Source organism: Yinghuangia seranimata (assembly GCF_029953285.1).
Classification (GTDB): domain Bacteria; phylum Actinomycetota; class Actinomycetes; order Streptomycetales; family Streptomycetaceae; genus Yinghuangia; species Yinghuangia seranimata.
The window spans coordinates 83,413-102,883 of record NZ_JASAOI010000017.1 but is presented as its reverse complement, the minus strand read 5'-3'; the positions used below and the strand labels follow the sequence as shown (position 1 = coordinate 102,883).

15 protein-coding genes are annotated in these 19,471 nt (G+C 72.4%); 9 read left to right on the top strand and 6 right to left on the bottom strand.

The window, feature by feature from the left end; genetic code table 11:
* Nucleotides 1–27 precede the first annotated feature (27 nt).
* The gene (gene coaA / locus QI554_RS11910; RefSeq protein ID WP_281469002.1) at nt 28–996 is read right to left on the bottom strand and encodes a type I pantothenate kinase; all 969 of its coding nucleotides are present in this window, start codon (nt 994–996) and stop codon (nt 28–30) included.
* A 178-nt stretch (nt 997–1,174) separates the two neighbouring features.
* On the opposite strand from coaA, the gene glmS reads away from it, so the two are divergent.
* On the top strand, nt 1,175–3,025 hold the full coding sequence (glmS, locus tag QI554_RS11905) for a glutamine--fructose-6-phosphate transaminase (isomerizing) (RefSeq protein ID WP_281469000.1): 1,851 nt from the start codon (nt 1,175–1,177) through the stop codon (nt 3,023–3,025).
* Complete coding sequence (locus tag QI554_RS11900) at nt 3,022–3,594, top strand: GNAT family N-acetyltransferase (protein WP_281468998.1); 573 nt, start codon at nt 3,022–3,024, stop codon at nt 3,592–3,594. Before glmS ends, QI554_RS11900 begins: the two co-directional genes overlap by 4 nt.
* A 61-nt stretch (nt 3,595–3,655) precedes the next feature.
* Here QI554_RS11900 and QI554_RS11895 read toward each other — a convergent pair whose 3' ends face one another.
* Nucleotides 3,656–4,183 (bottom strand): MarR family winged helix-turn-helix transcriptional regulator, encoded by a 528-nt coding sequence (locus QI554_RS11895; protein WP_281468996.1) that lies wholly within the window; start codon nt 4,181–4,183, stop codon nt 3,656–3,658.
* Between the two features lie 138 nt (nt 4,184–4,321).
* Between QI554_RS11895 and QI554_RS11890 the strand changes: the two genes are divergently transcribed.
* The 6 genes from QI554_RS11890 to tsaE all read left to right on the top strand — a co-directional run bounded on the left by QI554_RS11890 (nt 4,322) and on the right by tsaE (nt 11,147).
* The gene (locus QI554_RS11890; protein WP_281468994.1) at nt 4,322–5,296 is read left to right on the top strand and encodes an EamA family transporter; all 975 of its coding nucleotides are present in this window, start codon (nt 4,322–4,324) and stop codon (nt 5,294–5,296) included.
* A gap of 138 nt (nt 5,297–5,434) precedes the next feature.
* Complete coding sequence (locus tag QI554_RS11885) at nt 5,435–5,815, top strand: holo-ACP synthase (RefSeq protein ID WP_281468992.1); 381 nt, start codon at nt 5,435–5,437, stop codon at nt 5,813–5,815.
* Between the two features lie 78 nt (nt 5,816–5,893).
* Nucleotides 5,894–7,363: an NAD(P)H-hydrate dehydratase gene (locus QI554_RS11880; protein WP_281468990.1), complete on the top strand. Its 1,470-nt coding sequence runs from the start codon at nt 5,894–5,896 to the stop codon at nt 7,361–7,363.
* 776 nt (nt 7,364–8,139) lie between these two features.
* Nucleotides 8,140–9,264 carry an alanine racemase gene (alr, locus tag QI554_RS11875; RefSeq protein WP_281468987.1) on the top strand — a complete coding sequence of 375 codons (1,125 nt, stop codon included), beginning with the start codon at nt 8,140–8,142 and terminating at the stop codon, nt 9,262–9,264.
* Nucleotides 9,261–10,484 (top strand): alpha/beta fold hydrolase, encoded by a 1,224-nt coding sequence (locus QI554_RS11870; RefSeq protein ID WP_281468986.1) that lies wholly within the window; start codon nt 9,261–9,263, stop codon nt 10,482–10,484. The genes alr and QI554_RS11870 overlap by 4 nt, the downstream gene beginning before the upstream one ends.
* 114 nt (nt 10,485–10,598) lie before the next feature.
* Complete coding sequence (gene tsaE / locus QI554_RS11865) at nt 10,599–11,147, top strand: tRNA (adenosine(37)-N6)-threonylcarbamoyltransferase complex ATPase subunit type 1 TsaE (protein WP_425527957.1); 549 nt, start codon at nt 10,599–10,601, stop codon at nt 11,145–11,147.
* Between the two features lie 14 nt (nt 11,148–11,161).
* On the opposite strand, the gene QI554_RS11860 is transcribed toward tsaE, so the two are convergent.
* From QI554_RS11860 to QI554_RS11850, 3 genes are all read right to left on the bottom strand, one after another.
* Nucleotides 11,162–13,549 carry a transglycosylase domain-containing protein gene (locus tag QI554_RS11860; protein WP_281468984.1) on the bottom strand — a complete coding sequence of 796 codons (2,388 nt, stop codon included), beginning with the start codon at nt 13,547–13,549 and terminating at the stop codon, nt 11,162–11,164.
* Between the two features lie 258 nt (nt 13,550–13,807).
* Complete coding sequence (locus QI554_RS11855) at nt 13,808–14,473, bottom strand: hypothetical protein (protein ID WP_281468982.1); 666 nt, start codon at nt 14,471–14,473, stop codon at nt 13,808–13,810.
* A gap of 111 nt (nt 14,474–14,584) precedes the next feature.
* Nucleotides 14,585–15,736 (bottom strand): alpha/beta hydrolase, encoded by a 1,152-nt coding sequence (locus QI554_RS11850; RefSeq protein ID WP_281468980.1) that lies wholly within the window; start codon nt 15,734–15,736, stop codon nt 14,585–14,587.
* A gap of 190 nt (nt 15,737–15,926) precedes the next feature.
* Between QI554_RS11850 and tsaB the strand changes: the two genes are divergently transcribed.
* Nucleotides 15,927–16,589 carry a tRNA (adenosine(37)-N6)-threonylcarbamoyltransferase complex dimerization subunit type 1 TsaB gene (tsaB, locus tag QI554_RS11845; protein WP_281468978.1) on the top strand — a complete coding sequence of 221 codons (663 nt, stop codon included), beginning with the start codon at nt 15,927–15,929 and terminating at the stop codon, nt 16,587–16,589.
* Nucleotides 16,590–16,703: 114 nt separating this feature from the next.
* On the opposite strand, the gene QI554_RS11840 is transcribed toward tsaB, so the two are convergent.
* The gene (locus QI554_RS11840; RefSeq protein ID WP_281469377.1) at nt 16,704–19,160 is read right to left on the bottom strand and encodes an endonuclease/exonuclease/phosphatase family protein; all 2,457 of its coding nucleotides are present in this window, start codon (nt 19,158–19,160) and stop codon (nt 16,704–16,706) included.
* Between the last annotated feature and the right edge of the window lie 311 nt (nt 19,161–19,471).

The following is a 19,471-nucleotide window of genomic DNA, read 5'->3' as shown; positions in this document are numbered from 1 at the left end:
TTCCGGAGCCGTGGCGGCGCGGCGGCGTCAGAGCTTGCGCAGGCGCAGCCGGCTCACCGAGTGGTCGGCACCCTTGCGCAGCACGAGGGTCGCGCGGCCGCGGGTCGGCAGGACGTTCTGGAGGAGGTTGAGCTCGTTGATGTCGCGCCAGACGCCCTGGGCGTACGCGACCGCCTCTTCCTCGGTCATGGCGGCGTAGCGGCGGAAGTACGAGGCCGGGTCGCGGAAGGCGGTCTGGCGGAGCTTCAGGAAGCGGTCGAGGTACCAGCGGCGGATGTCGTCGGTGCGGGCGTCGACGTACACGCTGAAGTCGAAGAAGTCGGAGACGGCGAGGCGCGGGCGGCCGTCGGCGCCGACCCGGGCGGGCTGGAGGACGTTGAGGCCCTCGACGATGAGGATGTCGGGCTGGCGGACCACGAGCCGTTCGTCGGGGACGATGTCGTAGCTCAGGTGCGAGTAGACGGGGGCGGTGACCTCGGGCTTGCCGGCTTTGACGTCGGCGACGAAGCGGACGAGGGCGCGCTGGTCGTACGACTCGGGGAAGCCCTTGCGGTGCATGATGCCGCGCCGTTCGAGCTCGGCGTTCGGGTAGAGGAAGCCGTCTGTGGTGAGCAGGGCCACGTGGGGGTGGTCCGGCCAGCGGGCGAGGAGTTCGCGGAGGATGCGCGCGGTGGTGCTCTTGCCGACGGCGACGCTGCCGGCGACCCCTATGACGAACGGGGTGGTGCGGCGCTCGTCGTTCCCGAGGAACGTGGTGAGGGCGGAGTTGAGGCCGCGCGTGGCGCCGACGTAGAGGTTGAGGAGGCGGGAGAGCGGCAGGTAGACGTCGCTGACCTCGTCGAGGTCGACGACATCGCCGAGGCCGCGCAGCCGTTCGAGCTCGTCCGCGGTGAGCGGGAGCGGTGTGTTCGCCCGAAGTCGGCTCCACGCCTCGCGGTCGAGTTCGACGTACGGAGACAGGTCGCGTGCCGTGCCGGGTGTGGCGATTGTGTGCACGGCACATATTGTCCCCGCCCGGTTCACGCGGGTGCCGCCGGGTCAGAGGGGGCGGGAGCGAAGCGACCTCGAGTATGGGCGGTGGGGGGCGACGGGTGGGCGGGCGTGAGAAGGGAACCCGTAGTCTGGGCCCCAAGTGCGGCGACGTGGGGCAGATCCCACGGAAGGGAAACAATCTGTGTGCGGGATTGTCGGTTACGTAGGTGAGAAGTCGGCGCTCGACGTCGTCATAGAGGGACTGCGGCGCCTGGAGTACCGCGGCTACGACTCGGCGGGCGTGGCAGTGCTCACCGACGGCGTTCTGGTCAGCGACAAGCGCGCGGGCAAGCTGCAGAACCTGGAGAAGGCGCTGCAGGACACGCCGCTCCCGGTCGGCAAGACCGGCCTGGGCCACACCCGGTGGGCGACGCACGGCGCGCCGACCGACGCGAACGCGCACCCGCACCTGGACAACGCGGGCAAGGTCGCGGTGGTGCACAACGGCATCATCGAGAACTTCGCCGCGCTGCGCGCGGAGCTGGCCGAGCGCGGCCACACGCTGCTGTCCGAGACGGACACCGAGGTGGTCACCCACCTGCTGGCCGAGCAGTTCGAGCCGTCGGGCCGCGACCTGGCCGAGGCGATGCGCCGCGTGTGCCGCCGCCTGGAGGGCGCGTTCACGCTCGTCGCGGTGCACGCGGACGCGCCGGACGTCGTCGTGGGCGCGCGCCGCAACTCGCCGCTGGTGGTGGGGCGCGGCGAGGGCGAGAACTTCCTGGCGTCCGACGTCGCGGCGTTCATCGCCCACACCCGCGAGGCCGTCGAGCTGGGCCAGGACCAGGTCGTGGAGCTGCGCCGCGAAGGTGTGACGATCACCGACTTCGCGGGCGGCCCGGGGACGTTCCGCGAGTACCACGTCGACTGGGACGCGTCGGCCGCCGAGAAGGACGGCTACGACTACTTCATGCTCAAGGAGATCGCCGAGCAGCCGAAGGCGGTCGCCGACACGCTGCTGGGCCGGATCGGCGCGGACGGCCGGCTGACGCTGGACGAGGTGCGGATCCCGGACCAGGTGCTGCGCGAGGTCGACAAGGTCGTCATCATCGCGTGCGGTACGTCGTTCCACGCCGCGATGATCGCCAAGTACGCGATCGAGCACTGGACGCGCGTGCCCTGCGAGGTCGAGCTGGCGAGCGAGTTCCGCTACCGCGACCCGATCCTGGACCGGCAGACGCTGGTGATAACGATCTCGCAGTCCGGCGAGACGATGGACACCCTGATGGCGCAGCGCCACGCGCGCGAGCAGGGCGCCAAGGTGCTGGCGATCTGCAACACCAACGGCTCGACGATGCCGCGCGAGGCCGACGCCGTGCTTTACACGCACGCGGGCCCCGAGGTCGCGGTGGCGTCGACCAAGGCGTTCCTGACCCAGCTGGTGGCGTGCTACCTGGTGGCGCTGTACCTGGGGCAGACCCGCGGCACCAAGTGGGGCGACGAGATCACCGAGGTGATCGAGCAGCTCGCGGCGATGCCGGAGCAGGTCGACAAGGTGCTCGACACGATGGAGCCGGTGCGCGAGCTGGCGCGGTCGCTCAAGGACGCCACGTCGGTGCTGTTCCTGGGTCGGCACGTCGGATTCCCGGTGGCGCTGGAGGGTGCGCTCAAGCTCAAGGAGCTGGCGTACATGCACGCCGAGGGCTTCGCGGCGGGCGAGCTGAAGCACGGGCCGATCGCGCTGATCGAGGACGGGCTGCCGGTCGTCGTGGTGGTGCCGTCGCCGCGCGGGCGCAGCGTGCTGCACGACAAGATCGTGTCGAACATCCAGGAGATCCGGGCGCGCGGCGCGAAGACCATCGTGATCGCGGAGGAGGGTGACGAGGCGGTCGTTCCGTACGCCGACCACCTCATCCGCATCCCGGTGACGCCGGTGCTGCTGCAGCCGCTGGTGGCGACCGTGCCGCTGCAGGTGTTCGCGTGCGAGCTGGCGACCGCCAAGGGCCACGAGGTGGACCAGCCGCGCAACCTGGCGAAGTCGGTCACCGTCGAGTGACGCAGTCCCGGACGACCCCGCTCGTCGAGCTGGTCGACATCTCGGTGCCGGACCAGGCGACCGGGCACCTCGCGGAGCCGCGTGTGGCGCGGCTCCGCGACGCGGTGCTCGCGCTCGCGCCGCGGGCCGACCAGGAGGAGTTCTCCGGGCGGGCGCGGGACACGCTGCCGGTGGCCGACCAGGACCCGTACCGCAGCCCGTTCGCGATCGTGTGCGACGGCGATGCTGCCGGGTTCGGCGTGCTGGACGTCCAGGGCTACCCCGACGAACTGGCGGCGGTGGACGCGGGCCACGCGTCGCCGAGCGGCCCGGTGCCGGTGGTGCTGCTGCGCGCGTTCTACGTGGGCGTGGCGTGGCAGGGACGCGGCATAGGCGGAGCGGCGATCCGGGCACTGCCCGAGGCGGCGCGCAAGGCGCTGCCGGGGGCGCGGGCGCTCGCGCTCACGGTGAACGTGCGCAACACGGGCGCGACGGCGGCCTACCTGGCGTGCGGGTTCGCCGACACCGGGCGGCTGTACCTGGGCGGAGACGCCGGGCCGCAGCATGTGCTGCGGTGGGCGCTGGACTGAGCCGCGCAGGACGTGGTCGCACCGGGCCGGGCTCGCGAAAACGGGCCCGGCCCGGTGCTTTTCAGCGCGCGGCCGGCTCGCGGGCGATGAGCAGTTTGCGCAGCAGGCCGTTGAGCTGCTCCTGTTCGTCGCGGGTGAGGACGTCGACGAGCCGGGCCTCGTTCTCGACGTGGCCGGCGACGATGTTGTCGATGAGCTCCTTGCCGGCGTCGGTGAGCCGGATGAGCACGGCGCGGCGGTCGGTCTCGCACGGGCGGCGCTCGACGAGGCCCTTGGCGGACAGCTTGTCGACGCGGTTGGTGATCGCGCCGGACGTGACCATCGCCGACTTGAGCAGCTCGACGGGTTTGAGCTCGTAGGGCGCGCCGGAGCGGCGCAGGGTCGCGAGGACGTCGAACTCGGAGAAGTCGAGCCCGGCCTTCGCGAAGTACTCGCGCAGCGCCGATTCGACGTACGCGTGGAAGCGGTTGTAGCGGCCGACCAGTGCCATCGGGCGCAGGTCGAGTTCAGGGCGTTCGCGAGCCCACTGGTCGACGATGTCGTCCACGGCGTCACGCTCCTCGCTGTGCGTCATGTCGCTGTCCGTCATGTCTCCGTCACCTCTCCCGGGACCGTCGGGAGTCTTTCTATCACCTTCACTATCTCAACGTTCACATACTTGACGTTCGCCTTCCCCGTGCCGCATAATTATCTCAACGTTCAGATACTCAACGCTGAGGTGGTCGTCATGGGTGGGGTTCTCGCGGGCAAGGCTTCCGCCGGTCGGATCGGTGTCGCGGCGGCGGCCGCCCTCGCTCCCGCGGCGTGGGGCACGACGTACCTGGTGACCACCGAGCTGCTGCCCGACGGACGCCCGATGCTCCTCGCGGCGATGCGCGCGCTGCCGGCCGGCGTGCTGCTCCTCTTGCTCGGCCGCAAGCTCCCGAAGGGCCGGTGGTGGGGCAGGGCCGCGATCCTCGGGATGCTGAACATCGGCTTCTTCTTCCCGCTGATCTTCATCGGCGCCTACCACCTGCCCGGAGGCGTCGCCGCGACGATCGGCGCCATCCAGCCCCTGCTGGTCGCGGGCTTCTCCGCCCTGGTCCTGGGCGTGCGGCCCACGGGACGCACACTGGTCGCGGGCGGCGTCGGAGTCGTCGGCGTCGGCCTGCTGGTCCTCACCGGCGGAGCCACCCTGAACGGCCTGGGCCTCCTGGCGATGGTGACGGCGATCGTGATCATGGCGCTCGGCACCGTGCTCACCCGCAAGTGGGGCCGCCCCGAGGGCGTCACCATGCTGGACCTGACCGCGTGGCAGCTCGTCGCGGGCGGACTGTTCCTCGCCCCGCTGGCCGCCGTCACCGAGGGCGCGCCGCCGGCGCTGACCGGCGCCAACTGGGCCGGCTTCGCCTACCTGGGACTGTTCGGCACCGGCCTGGCGTACGTCCTGTGGTTCCGCGGCATCGAGCAGCTCGGCGCCGGCCCGGCGTCCTTCCTCGGCCTGGTCAACCCGCTGGTCGCCACCGCGGGCGGCATCATCGTCCTCGACCAGACCCTGACCGCGATGCAGATCGTCGGCCTGCTGCTGGCCCTGGGCGCCCTGCTGGTCGGCCAGGCGCCGGCCCGCGGCAAGGGCAAGGAGGCCGAGCGGACGGTCGCCGAGTCCGCCCCGGCGACGGCGGAACTCACCGAAGAGCGGATCCCGGCAGGCGCAACGCGCTGACGCCGAACGAAAACCAAGCGGACACACAAGGGCGGGCCTCGAAGAGGCCCGCCCTTCACCGTTGTCGGCGTCGCAGGTAACCAACATGAGGGGGAACTCCCCATCCCCGTGCGGTCATCCGCGCCGACCAGGCGTGGGATGCTGGCGCACGTGATCGTGGGCGTGGGTATCGACGTGGCGGACATCGGGCGCTTCGAGCAGTCGCTCGAACGGACGCCGGGGCTCGCCGACCGGCTGTTCACCGAGGCCGAGCGGTACGTGCGGCCGGGCCAGGAACGCGGCGGCGCGTCGCTCGCCGCCAGGTTCGCGGCCAAGGAAGCCCTCGCCAAGGCGCTCGGAGCGCCCCCAGGCCTCCAGTGGCAGGACGCCGAGATCAGCACCGAGGACTCGGGCCGACCGATACTCACCGTCCGCGGCACCGTCGCCGCGCGCGCGGCCGAACTCGGGGTCACGACCTGGCATGTGTCGTTGAGTCACGACGCGGGGATCGCTTCCGCGGTAGTGATCGCCGAGGCGTGACAAGCGGCGGGTCCTCCCGCGCGCAAAGCCGAGCGGCGGGAAGCGACGCAAACGGGAAGCGACGCAAAGGAGCGGCGGATGCGACAGGCCCACAGCGTCGAGCAGGTGCGTGCGGCGGAGGGCGCGCTCATGGCGAAGCTGCCGGACGGGACGCTCATGCAGCGGGCCGCGGCGGGGCTCGCCGCGAGCTGTGCCGGACTGCTGGGCCGGGTCTACGGCAGCCGCGTCGTCCTGCTGGTAGGCAGCGGCGACAACGGAGGTGACGCCCTCTACGCAGGCGAACGCCTGGCCCGGCGCGGCGCGCGGGTCGACGCCGTCCTGCTCAGCCCGGAACGGGCTCACACGGCCGGCCTGGCGGCCTTGCGGGCGGCAGGTGGACGTGACCACCGGGCCGCCGAGGCGGAGGGCCTGACGGGCATCCTGGCCTTGATCGACACGGCCGACCTGGTGCTCGACGGCATCGTCGGAATCGGCGGCCGAGGCGCACTCCGGGCACCCGCAGACGTGCTCGCAGGAGCCGCCCACCGGGCACGCGCGCTCGTCGTCGCGGTCGACCTGCCGAGCGGCGTCGACGCGGACACCGGCGCGGTCGCCGGACCCGCCGTACGGGCCGACGTCACCGTCACGTTCGGCACCCACAAGCCCGGCCTGCTCGTCGACCCCGGCGCGACACACGCGGGCGTCGTCGAACTCGTCGACATCGGACTCGACACGCCGGAGCCGGTTCTCCGGGCCGCCCAACACTCCGACATCGCCCGACTGTTGCCGACCCCCGAACGGGAGACCGACAAGTACCGGCGCGGCGTGCTCGGCCTGGCCGCCGGATCAACGCGCTACCCGGGCGCGGCGGTGCTCGCGGCAGGGGCCGCGCTGCGGGGCGGCATCGGCGCTCTGCGGTACGTCGGACCGGACCCCGTGGGCCAGGCCGTCGTCGCGGCCCACCCGGAGGTGATGGTGGGCGCAGGGCGTGTGCAGGCGTACGCGGTCGGCCCGGGCCTGGACACCACGGACGAATCGCGGCAGCGCCTGGCCGACGCCCTCGCCGCCGCCGTCCCGGTGCTCGTCGACGCGGACGGCCTCACCCTGCTGGCGGAACAAGGCCCGAAGGCCCTCGACGGCGTCCCGGCAGCGCTGCTGACCCCGCACGCGGGCGAGGCCGTGCGCCTGCTCCAGGGCCTCGGCGAGGAGGCGACCCGCGACGAGGTCGAGGCCGCGCGGATCGCCCACGCGACCCGCCTGGCCTCGGGCTACGGCGCGACGGTCCTGCTCAAGGGCAGCACGACGGTGATCGCCGACCCGTCGGGCGAGGTGTGGGTGAACCCGACGGGAACCCCGTTCCTGGCCACGGCCGGCAGCGGCGACGTCCTGACCGGCCTGACGGGAGCCCTCCTCGCGACCGGCCTCCCGCCGACCCGGGCCGCGATCGCCGGCGCCTACCTCCACGGCCTCGCCGGCCGCCTCGCCTCCGACGACGGAACCCCCTGCGCCGCCTCCGACGTGACAGCCGCACTGGGCGAAGCCTGGCGAGAGACCACGAACCGCGAGTGACGCAAGTGTGACGCGAACACCCCCCCAATGAGGGAGTTCTGGTGATTCGCATACGTGACGGCAAAGTGATGGGGGGTCGAGGCCGTGCCCCCGACCGAGTCGGACAAGCGCGGCCCCACGCTGGAACGAAGCCCGGCAGCGCAACGAACCCCAGCAACAAACCCCGCACCGCACCCACAGAACGACCGCAGCCCGGCAGCGCAACGAACCCCAGCAACAAACCCCGCACCGCACCCACAGAACGACCGCAGCCCGGCAGCGCAACGAACCCCAGCAACAAAACCCGCACCACACGCAAACCGCAGCCCGGCAGGGAAAACGAAGGAAAGCGCGTCCACACCCCGCGCCCCTCCCGCCAGTCGCCGAGGTAGTCAGCGCGGACGGCCCGCGGGTCAAGGCGCCCCCCGAACCCCGGGACAGGCCAACAGCACGAAGAAGACCCCACCGCGCCTTGACGCGCGGGCCGTCCAAGCGAAAATCCCAAAGCGGGAGGGGCGTCAGGCCAACACCACAAACCAGGTCAGGAATCGTGCAGCCGAGCACCCGAAATTGAACCGTTCGGCCCATCCCCAAACCACCCCCGACAAGAGCCCGTCCCCCCAACAGCCCCCCGAACCCAGGCCCCCAGTGACCGAAGCCCGGCCGGTCGGACGTACGTGCGACAGCGTGATGCCAACAGGCCTGCCACACTGGGAACCCCGATTGTGCGCCCGTCGCCCGCACCCTCGGGTCCCGGACGACCGCGACGCCTGCCTAACGAGGGGATCCACCGCCCTATGCGAGCCGAAGCCCGGATCGACCTCGACGCGGTTCGGCACAACATCTCCTCGGTCCAGGCAAGGGTCGGCAAGGCCCAGGTCATGGCCGTGGTGAAGGCCGACGCGTACGGGCACGGGGCGGTGGCCTGCGCCAAGGCCGCGCAGGAAGCAGGGGCTTCATGGCTCGGCGCGGCGCTGCCCGGTGAGGCGTTGGAACTGCGTGACGCAGGCCTCGTCGGACGCATCCTCACCTGGCTCTGGGTACCGGGCGACCCGTTCGACGAGGTGATCGAGGCCGACGTCGACGTCTCGGTGAGCGCGTCGTGGGCCCTGCGCGAGGTCGAGGCGTCGGCCCGCCGCACGGGCCGGACCGCGCGGATCCACCTCAAGGCCGACACCGGCCTCGGCCGCAACGGCTGCCAGCCGCACGACTGGGAGGCCCTCGTCGAGGCCGCGCTCAAGGCGCAGGCCGACGGGCTGGTGCAGGTCGTCGGGCTGTGGTCGCACTTCGCGTGTGCCGACGAGCCCGAACATCCGTCGGTGCGGATCCAGCTGGCCGCCTTCCACGAGGCCGTGGCCCTCGCCGAGCAGTGGGGCGTCACGCCCGAGGTACGGCACATGGCGAACTCGCCGGCCACACTTCTCCTGCCCGAGTCGCACTTCGACCTGGTGCGCTGCGGTCTCGCGACGTACGGCGTCTCCCCGATCCCGGATCTGGCGACGCCCGCCGAGCTGGGCCTGCGCCCGGTGATGACGCTGGTGGCGTCGTTGGCCGGTGTGAAGCAGGTCCCGGCGGGCCACGGCGTCAGCTACGGCCACACCTGGTACACCGAGCGCGACACGAACCTCGGCCTGGTGCCCGTCGGCTACGCGGACGGCGTTCCGCGGCACGCCGGCAACGCGGGCCCGGTGCTCGTCGGAGGCCACCGCCGCACGGTCGTGGGCCGCGTGGCGATGGACCAGGTCGTGGTGGACCTCGGCGACGACACGCCGCTGCCCGGCGACGAGGTGGTGCTGTTCGGCCCGGGCGACCGGGGCGAGCCGACGGCGGAGGACTGGGCGCGGGCGGCCGGCACGATCGCTTACGAGATCGTCACGCGGATCGGGTCGCGCGTGCCGCGGGTGTACCTGGGGGCCCGATGACGGACGCCGCGGCGAGCGCCGCGAGCGCGGTCGGCCGCCGGGCCGGGATCTTCGGTGCGGCGGTCGGCGTCCTGGCGGTGGGTGCCGCCGCGGGTGTGGCGATCGAGCGGATGACGGTGGGCCGGGTGCGCCGCCGGGCCGAGGCCGAGCTGGACGCTATGGCCGAGTACGGCACGCTGCGCGGCGAAACGCACGTGGTGTCCGCCCCGGACGGCGTCGAGCTGTACGCGGAGGTCGACGGCGTCCCGGACGCGCCGCTCACGGTGGTGCTGTGCCACGGCTACACGCTCAACATGGACTGCTGGCACTTCCAGCGGGCCGAGCTCATGGGCGAGTACCGGCTGGTGCTGTTCGACCAGCGCAGCCACGGCCGGTCGGGCCGCGGCGCGCCGGAGACGTCGACGATCGACCAGCTGGGCACGGACCTGTACGCGGTGCTGCAGGAGCTGGTGCCGGACGGTCCCATGGTGCTCGTCGGGCACTCGATGGGCGGCATGACGATCATGGCGTTGGCCGACCAGCACCCGGAGCTGTTCGGGACGCGGGTGGTCGGCGTCGCGCTGATGAACACCTCGTCGGGCAAGTGGGCGACGGTGACGCTGGGCATCCCGGCGGCGGGTGCGCGTCTGGTGCACCGGGTCGCGCCGGGGGTGCTGCGCACGCTGGGCAAACGGGCGGGCCTCGTGGAGGCGGGCCGGCGCGCGGCGCGCGACCTGGTCTACGTGTTCACCGAGCGGTACGCGTTCGACTCGGAGGTGGACCCGGCGATCGTGCGGTTCACCGACCGGATGATCTCGGCGACGCCGATCGACGTGATCGCCGAGTTCTTCCCTGCGTTCGAGACGCACGACAAGCTCGCGGCGCTCCCGGTGCTGGGCAGGGTGCCGACGCTGGTAGTCGGCGGCGAGGGCGACCTGATGGCGCCGGCGTCGCACAGCGAGGCGATCCACGAGGTGGTTCCGGACTCGGAGCTGGTGGTCGTGCCCGAGTCGGGGCATCTGACGCCGCTGGAGCATCCGGAGGTGGTGAACGCGGCGCTGCGCGGGCTTCTCGCGCGCGCCGCGCGCGCATGCGCCCGGCGAAACGGTACCGGCGGTGGGTCGCGGCGAAGCGGATCCTCGGGTTCCGCCGGTTCGCAGGCGCGTCCGCCGAGCCAGGGCGGGCCGAAGGGCCCGCCGGGCCCGGGTCCGCAGGGGACCGGCCGTGACACCTCCGGGTGACGCCCGGTGGGCCGGGGATCGGGTCTGTAAAGGGCGGGCCGTGACGCGTCCGGGTGAAGCTCGTTGGGCGTAGGTTCGGGTCCGGAAGTTCGACTGTCGTTCAGGCGTGTGGGGATGTTGCGCGTGCAGGGTCAGGAAACGGTGGCGTCGGCGGACGCCACGCGGGTGTCGGTCGCGACCGGCGAGGGGATGCGCGACCTCGGTCGGCGGCTCGCGGGGCTGCTGCGCGGCGGCGATTTGGTGCTGCTGTCCGGCGGCTTGGGGGCGGGCAAGACGACGCTGACGCAGGGCCTGGGCGCGGGGCTGGGGGTACGCGGCGCGGTGACCTCGCCGACGTTCGTGATCGCGCGGGTGCATCCGTCGCTGGTGGGCGGCCCGGCGCTGGTCCACGTGGACGCGTACCGGCTCGGCGGCGGCTCGGACGTGGTCAGCGAGGTCGACGACCTGGACCTTGACGCGTCGCTGGACGAATCGGTGACGGTCGTCGAGTGGGGCGAGGGCAAGGTCGAGGAGCTCGCCGAGGACCGCCTGCAGGTGCTGATCTCGCGCGCGGAAGCGGACGACGCGCCGGACGGCGCCGACGACGTGCGCACGGTGACGCTGATCGGCGTCGGCGCGCGCTGGTCGGGTGTCGACGTCGCGAAGGCGCTCGCCGAGGACTGAACCGCGCCGGTCCGCTAGCGCGGCACGAGCGCGCGCTCGGACTCCCGTGCGGCCTTGCGTTCCGTCTGGCTGGACGTTCCGCCCGACGTGTCGCCCGATGTTCCGTCAGACGTGCCGCCGGAGGTGCTGGGCGCCCCCGTCGTCGGAGGTGCGGTCGTCGGCGGCCGCTTCGTCGGCGTCCGGGTCGTGGGCGGCGTGCTGGTCGGGGGCGTGGTCGGGTCGTCCGTGGTCGGCGGGGCCGTCGTCGGGGCGTCGGTCGTCGGCGGCGCCGTGGTCGGGGGAGCGGTGGTGGTCGGCGGCGCGGTCGTCGGCGTCTCGGTCGGCAGGTCGCCGTTGTCGGAGTCGGACGGGGTCGCGAAGTCGACCGTCGGCTCGCCCTGCAGGGCGGTCTTCATGTACGTGGTCCACATGCGCGTCGGCAGGTTGCCGCCGTCGACGCGGGACTGCCCGGCCGTGCCGCTCATCGACTCGAACGCGTTGGTCGTCGGGTTCTGCCGGAACATGCCGATCGTCGTCGACAGCTGCGGCGTGTACCCGGCGAACCACGCGGACTTGTTGTCGTCGGTGGTGCCGGTCTTGCCGGCCGCGGGGCGGCCGAGCGCCTGGGCGCGGCGTCCGGTGCCGTTGTCGACGACGCCTTCGAGCACGCCGGTGACGTTGTTGGCGACGTCGGGGTCGAACGCGCTCTCGCCGTCGTGCGACGGCAGGTCGACGTCGTCGCCGTTGTGCGTCAGCTTCTCGACCGAGTACGGCTCGACGCGGGTGCCCTGCCGGGCGAAGGTGGCGTACGCGCCGGCCATGTCGAGCGCGCTGGGCGTCGCGGTGCCGAGCGTCGTGGCCGGGTTCGTGCCGAGCCCGGGGGTGTCCTTCGGGATCCCCGCGCGGACGGTGTCCTCGACGACGCGGTCCATGCCGACGTCGACGCCGAGCTGCGAGTAGACGGTGTTGGACGACACCTGCATGGCCTGCTTGAGGGTGATGTCGCCGTAGCTGCGGCCGTCCTCGTTGCCGGGCTGCCACGGCTTGCCGCCGTTCAGGACGGGCTTGCCGTTCGGGTAGGTGATCGTCACGTCGTCGTCGCCGTTGTAGCGGCTCTGCGGGGTCACGGAGACGCGCGACTTGCCGTCCTGCGCGCCGTCGCGCAGGCCGGAGGCGAGCACGAACGGCTTGAACGTCGAGCCGACCTGGATGTCGCGCCGGGTCGCGCTGTTGACGTACTGCTTGACGTAGTCGGGGCCGCCGTAGATGGCGACGATCTTGCCGGTGGCCACGTCGACGGACGCGCCGCCGACGCGCACGCCGACGTCCTTGCTGTTGTTCGCGGTGTCGAGGTTGTCCGACAGCGTCTTCTGCACGCTGTCGTACATCGCCTGCGTCTTGTCCTTGTCGAACGTCGTCTTGATCGTGTAGCCGCCGGCCGCCAGTTCCTGCTCGGTGAGCACGTCGTGGTCGAGCAGGTACTGCTTGGCGGTCTCGACGAGGTAGCCGTTCATGCCCTGCAGGCCGGGCGCGGTCTTGGGGTCGACCGGCTCGGGGAAGGCCATCGCGGCGCGCCGCTCGGGGGTCAGCCACTTGGACTTCACCATGCCGTCGAGCACGTAGTTCCAGCGCGCGACGGCGCGTTCGCGGGCGCGCTCGGTGGTGTTCTTGACGTCGTACGCGCCGGGCGCGTTGATGAGCGCGGCGAGGTAGGCGCCCTGCTCGGCGTTCAGCTGCGTCGCGGGGACGCCGTAGTAGGCCTGCGCGGCGGCCTCGATGCCGTACGCGCCGCGGCCGAAGTAGACGGTGTTGAGGTAGCCCTCGAGGATGTCGTCCTTCGACTCCGTGCGGTCCATCTTGGTCGCGATGATCGCTTCCTTGAGCTTCCGCGAGACCGTCTGCTCCTGCGTCAGGTACAGGTTCTTGACGTACTGCTGGGTGATCGTCGAGCCGCCCTGCAGCGACGAGCCGCCGCTGGTGACCGAGTTGAACAGGCCGCGCAGGGTGCCGGTGACGGAGATGCCGGAGTCGGAGTAGAAGCTGCGGTTCTCGGCGGCGAGGAAGGCGCGCTGGACCTCGAGGGGCACCGACGACAGCGGCACGTTCTGCCGGTTGGTGGAGCCGGTGCGGACGATCTCGGTGCCGTCGCTCCACTGGTAGATGTTGCTCTGCTTGGTGGCGTCGGCGTTGGCCTGCGACGGGATCGGGGTCATCGCGTACACGACGCCGACGCCCATGAACAGCAGGCCGAGCAGGAACAGGCTCAGCGTGACCAGGTGCTTGAACGACGGCACCCAGCGGCGGAGCGGGCCCCTGCCGGCGCGCGGGTAGTCGATGACGGGGCGGCGACGCGGGACCGAGACGGCGGGGGCGGACGGCGGCCCGAACGCCGGTCCGCCGGGGGCCGGGGTCTGGTCTGCCACTGAGTCACCGCTTTCCGCTGCCGTCGTTTTACCGACATTTACCTGCGTATCGTCCCGAGTCTGCAGGCGATGCTAAGCGGACAAGTCCGTAAAGGTGATGTTATGGCGGCGATGCCGGGAGCGCGGGGAACCCGCCGTCGGGTGCTCCTGCGCTGATCAGGTGAAGTGCGCGCGGGACGGTTCCGGCGCGCGGACGTGACGATCTTCACGCGCGCGGGGGGTCCGCCCCGGGTCCGCCCAGGGGTCCGCCGGCGGGTCCTACGGGACGACGACGACCAGCGTGCCGATGTCGACGAACTCGTACATCGCCTTGCTCGTGTCGACGGCCTCGCGCACGCCCGCGTTCTTCGCCTTGGTGCTCGTCGGCGACTTGGTCGCCGTGCCGGTCGGCTTGCGGGTCCCGCCGGTCGCCGTGCCCGAGGGCGACCCGGACGGGGTCGCCGGCGCGTTGGCCGCGAGTATGTCGGCCAGCGGCGTGTCGGTGCCGCTGAACCCGAGCGTCATGCCGTTCGACGTGCCGAACACGACGGTGTTGACGATCTTGAGGCCGTCGCCGCCGGTCTGCGGGCCGGGGGCCTTCCGCTGCACGCGGTACTGCCCGACCGGGGTCAGCACGGTGCCGGGCGCCACCGCGTACTCGCGCGGCACGCCGTTGTTGGCGTCGACGAGCCACACGTGGTTCTGGCCGACCGAGTAGACGACACGCAGGCCGGTGCCCGAGTTCGCGGGCACGGACGGCGGAGGCGGCGTTGCCGGGGCCGTCGGCGCGGGGCCGCCGCTGCCGGACGGCGACGGCGACTCGGACGCGGTTATCCCCGCCCTGCGGTCCTTGGGCGCGGTGTCGGCCGCCTGCCACGCCAACGCGCCCACGCCGATCAGCGCCGCGATGGTGATGCCCGCGACCGTCGTCCCCGGATTCGCCATGACCGTGTGCCTCTCCTGCCGCCTCTTCCGCGCGGACCCGCCGTCGTCCCCCGAGCCGGCCCGTCAGGACACATCGTGCCAGTACGGGCGGCCGTGCCGTGCGTGTCGGGCTCAGCGGCCCTGCTGCATCTTCCCGTTCAGCCAGACGAACGCGGGCTCCACGAGCTGCCGCCAGGTCGCCGTGACGTGGCCGCCGCGCGGCACGGTGAAGGCCTCGGCCTGCACGCCGGCCTCCTTGGCCGCCTGGATGAGCTCGTCGCTGAACCGCGTCTGCCCGACCTCGTCCTCCTTGCTGGTCATCAGCCACAGCGACACGTCGGGCGCCGGCTTCTGGTGCTGGAGCAGCCACAGCGCGCTGTTCTTGTTGCGCAGGTCGTTGTCGCCCTTGAAGGCCGAGCCGTCGCCCTTGTAGTCGTCGGCGGCCATGCTCATGCCGTAGTGGAACGCCTGCGGGTGCTGCACCGCGAGCTTGATCGCGCATGTGCCGCCGGTCGAGTAGCCGAGTGTGGCCCACTGCTTGGGGTCGGACGCGGCGCGGAAGTTGCCGATGACCATCGTGCGGACGTCGTCGGCCAGCCACGTGCCGCGGTTGCCCTTGCCGGGCACGTCGCTGCACTGGGTGTTGTTGCTGTTGTTGCCGATGTCGGCCACCACGAGGATGAACGGCTGGATCTTGCCGCTCGCGACCAGCGGCTCGACCTGCTTCTGGACGTTCATCGCCTTGTCCCCGACCCAGCCGGAGTTGGTGCCCGGTATCCCGTGGAGCAGCATCACGACGGGGAACTCACGGTCCTTGTTGGCCGGGTCGTCGTACTGCGGCGGCGTGTAGACGTCGACCTCGCCGGTCACGCCCGACTTGGGGCCGGCGAAGTCGGTCTTCACGAAGCGGCCCGAGTACGACTCGAACTGCTGTGTGCCGTTGTGCGGCACGCCGCTGTGCCCGCCGCCGCCCGGCGCCGTCTTGCCGCCGCCGGGTCCGGGGCCGCCCGAGTTGGGGCCCGAGGCCGTGCCGGGGGAGACCTGGCCGACGTCCTGGCCGAAGAGGTCGGCCCAGGTCACGTAGAACGGGCCGAGCGTCTTGTTGACGATGATCAGCGCGGCGAGCGCCGCGAAGAGCTGCCCGGTGACCACGAGTCCGGTGCGCCCCGCGAAGTGCAGCGGCGTGCGCCCGGCCAGCTTCGGCCACAGCAGGACCGTGGACACCAGTGCGGCCACGAGGAGAAGCACCGTCAGCCACATGAACGGCGTGCCGGCAGGACCCATCGGTTGTGCTCCTCGTGTTCTCGCAGGCCACGGTGGTCACCGTGGGTCCCCTACAGGACAAACCGGATGAGAGCGGGCGGACGGGTAGTCCGCTTTGCCCCTATCCGGCAAGGTCCATCCAGTGTCACCCATCAAGATCAATGCTTCGGACGCGGGCGGCCGCACCGCGCGATCGGGATAGCCTGGCCCGGTGCTGCTGCTCGCCTTCGATACCGCCACCCCCGCCGTGACCGTCGCTCTACACGACGGATCCCGGGTTGTCTCCGGTTGCACACAAATTGACGCGCGCCGCCACGGCGAGCTCCTGGTACCGGGGATCGTGACGGCGCTCGCCGACGCGGGCCGCGACCGTGCCGAGCTGTCCGACATCGCGGTCGGCGTCGGCCCGGGGCCCTACACCGGCCTGCGCGTCGGCCTGATGACCGCCCGCGCGCTCGGCGACGCGCTCGGCATCCCCGTGCACGGCGTGTGCACGCTGGACGCCCTCGCGTACGCCACCGGCCGCACCGCGGACCAGGGCCCGTTCGTCGCCGCGACCGACGCGCGCCGCAAAGAGGTCTACTGGGCGCGCTACGCCGACGCCCGAACCCGCCTGGAAGGCCCCGGGGTCGACCGCGCCGCAGACATCGCGGACGGCGTCGCGGGGCTGCCGGCCTTCGGCGCGGGCGCCGCGCTGTACGCGGAGTCCTTCGCCTCGGTGGCCGGCCCCGAGCACGTCGACGCGGCGGCGCTGGCCGAGCTCGCCGTCGAACGCCTGAAGAACGGCGGCGAGTTCCTCCCCCCGGAGCCGCTGTACCTGCGCCGGCCGGACGCCAAGGTGCCGGCGAACTACAAGCCGGTCACCCCGAACTGACGTACCGCACCGGTGTCCTGCGCCGGTGTGCCGCTGCGTGAACTGCCGGGCTGACGCCCCGCGCCGGCCGCCGTGCGCCTGGCGGCCGACGCGGGACGGGTCTCACACCGCCGCTCAGGGACGCGGCGGGGTGCCGTCCAGCCACCCCTCGAACACGTGCTGGTCGATCCAGTCGAGGAGGTCGCTGCCGGTGCTCGGGCGGACCCGCAGCACCTGCGGGTCGTGGTCGCTCGCCTGGTCCGCGAACTCCGCGTTCACGTGCACGATGTCGTACTCGAAACGGGTCACCCGCGGGCTGGTCAGGATGTGGTCCAGGACCTGGCTGTTGCCGTTGTAGACGTACCCGTACTGCTCGTTCGCGGGCAGCGTCGTCACCAGGTCGCGCAGCGAACCGTCGTCGGTGAGCGTCTTGAGCGCCGGCGAGAACCCGAAGTCGTTCAGGTCGCCCAGCACGACGACGTTGGCACGCGGGTCGGACTTGAGGACGTCGCCGACGAACTGGTGCACCAGCGCGGCCTGCTTGAGCCGCTGCACCTCGGACGAGCGCTGCGGCGGCTGGACGCGCGCGTCCAGCCCCTGGTCGCCGCCCTTGGAGTTGAAGTGGTTGGCGACCACGAACACGGTGCGGCCGCGGAACCGGAACTCGGCCGCGAGCGGCTTGCGGCTGCTCGTCCACGCCTCGTCCGCGGGCGCGATGCGGCCCGGCGACAGGGTCAGCTGGGTCTGCCCGAGCCACGACTTGCGGACGCCCACCGGCGTGGTCGCGTCGCCGCCGGCGCGGTCGACGAACTGCACGCGTGCCGGGTCGAACAGGAACGCGGTGCGGATGTTGCCGCCCGGCTGGCCGCCGTCCTTGCCGTCCTGCGGGTCGATCGAGCGCCACTCGTAGCGCGGGCCGCCCGCCGCCACGATCGCGTCGACCAGCTGCTGGAGCGTCTGGTCGGCGGCGGTCGTGCCGTCGTTCGTGGGGCCGCTGTTGTCCTGGATCTCCTCCAGGGCCACGATGTCGGGCCGCGCGAGGTTGTCGACCACGCCGTGCGCGAGGCGGTCGAACTTCGCCTGCGGGTCCTTCGGCGACAGGTTCTCGACGTTGTACGTCGCGATCGCCAGCTCGGTGGTCTTCTGGCCGCGCGTCACCTCGGCGGCGCGGCCGCCCGAGGTGAGCGTGCCGAGCGTCGTCGCGGCCACCGTGTAGCCGCCGAACTGGTCGTACGTCAGCGGGCCCGCGGTCACACCGGACAGCGTGTCGCCGACGTTCGCCGCCGGGAACGGCCGCTCGGCGAACGGGATCAGCGACGTGACCTTGAGGCGGCCGCCGTTCTGCGCGTCGTACGAGCCGTACAGCGTGCCGCCCGCGGCGGTCGCGTTCTGCGTCGGCTCGACGGTCACCCACAGTTCGTTGTGGGTGTTGGTCGCGCCCACCACGCGGGTGTCGGCGACCTGCACGCGCTCGCCTTCCAGCGCCTCGTACAGGTCGAGCGCGTAGGCGTCCGGCTGGAGCGGGCGCGCCTCCAGGTCGCCGTCGGCGGTGTACGCGTCGGGCACCGTGGCCGCGTCGAGCACGACCGGGGCGGGCAGCGCGTTGCCGGACGACTTGACCGTCCACGTGGCGCCCGTGACCTCGGTCAGCGACTGGCCGTTGCTGTCGGCCGCGCCCGGGTAGTACTCCTCGACCTTGCCGGTGACGGCGACCGCGTCGCCCACCGCGGCCTTCGGCGACGCCGAGCCGGTGAACACGAACACGCCCTCGGACGTGCGCGGGTCGTTGTCCGGGGTGGGGTCCTGGATCCAGAAGCCGCGCGCCGAGCCGAAGTCGCGCACCGCGGTGACGACTCCGGGGACGGCGGAGACCTGCGTGCCCTTGAGCGGCGACAGGCGGCCGGGGCCCTGGATGTCGTGGATGCGCGCCGAAGGGGTCGGGTCGGGGCCGGGCCCGGGGCCCGGGTCGGTCGGGCCCTCGCCGCGTGAGTTGAGCGGCGTCGGGGCGCCCGCGGTGAAGTCGGCGCTGTTGTCGTCGGTGTCGGCGAGCGACGAACCGCGGGCCACCGACGTGGTGTTGCTCGCGGCCGGGGCGCCGGTGCCCTCGCGGACCACGGCGGTGCCGTAGCCGACCAGGTCGCGCACGCGCGGGTCGGCGAGGCAGTCCGCGGCGGTCAGGCAGGTGAGCGGAGTGGCGCCCTGGACGAGCGCGACGGTGCCGGCCGTGCCGGACATGTTGATGCCGCCGGACGCGTCGGGCGTGGGCAGTGCGACCGTGCCGCCGGCGCCCTTGCCCTCGCCGACCAGGTAGCGCGCGCCGGGCGCGAGCGCGCCGGTGAGCGGGGTGGCCTGCCACTTGCTCGTGGGCGACGGCGCGGCGGGCAGGTACTGCACGCTCCAGCCGTCGAGCGCGACGGCGGCCGCGCCGCGGTTGGCCAGCTCGACGAAGTCGGAGGTCAGCGTGGCGCCGGAGTTGCCGCCACCGCCGTACACCTCGGCGATCACCGCGTCGGCGGACGGCGCGGCCGCGGCGGACGCCGGGACGAAGACCGCCGGGGCCGCGGCGAGGGCCCCGGCGACGGCCGTCGCCACGGGCCCTGACACGCGCCGCCGGCGCGGCCGGGGCGCTTCCTGGTCGGCCGGTCCGGACGCGTGGTCCGGGCCGGTGCTGCTGGGCTGACGGGGTGTCACCCGGGTCCTCCTGAGGTCGGCGGGGCGTGGGCGAAATCCTCGGGACCGCCGGTGAACGCGGTTCGTCGCGCGGGCGACGGAGAAGGCGTGCACGGCGGAACATCGACGGGGAAACCGGACAAGTCGGTGCGTGATCTTCGCGCGTAGCACGCGTGGCGCCGGGCGTGCGTTCTACGCGCGAAGACTAGCGGCGAGCGGGCCCGACGGGAACC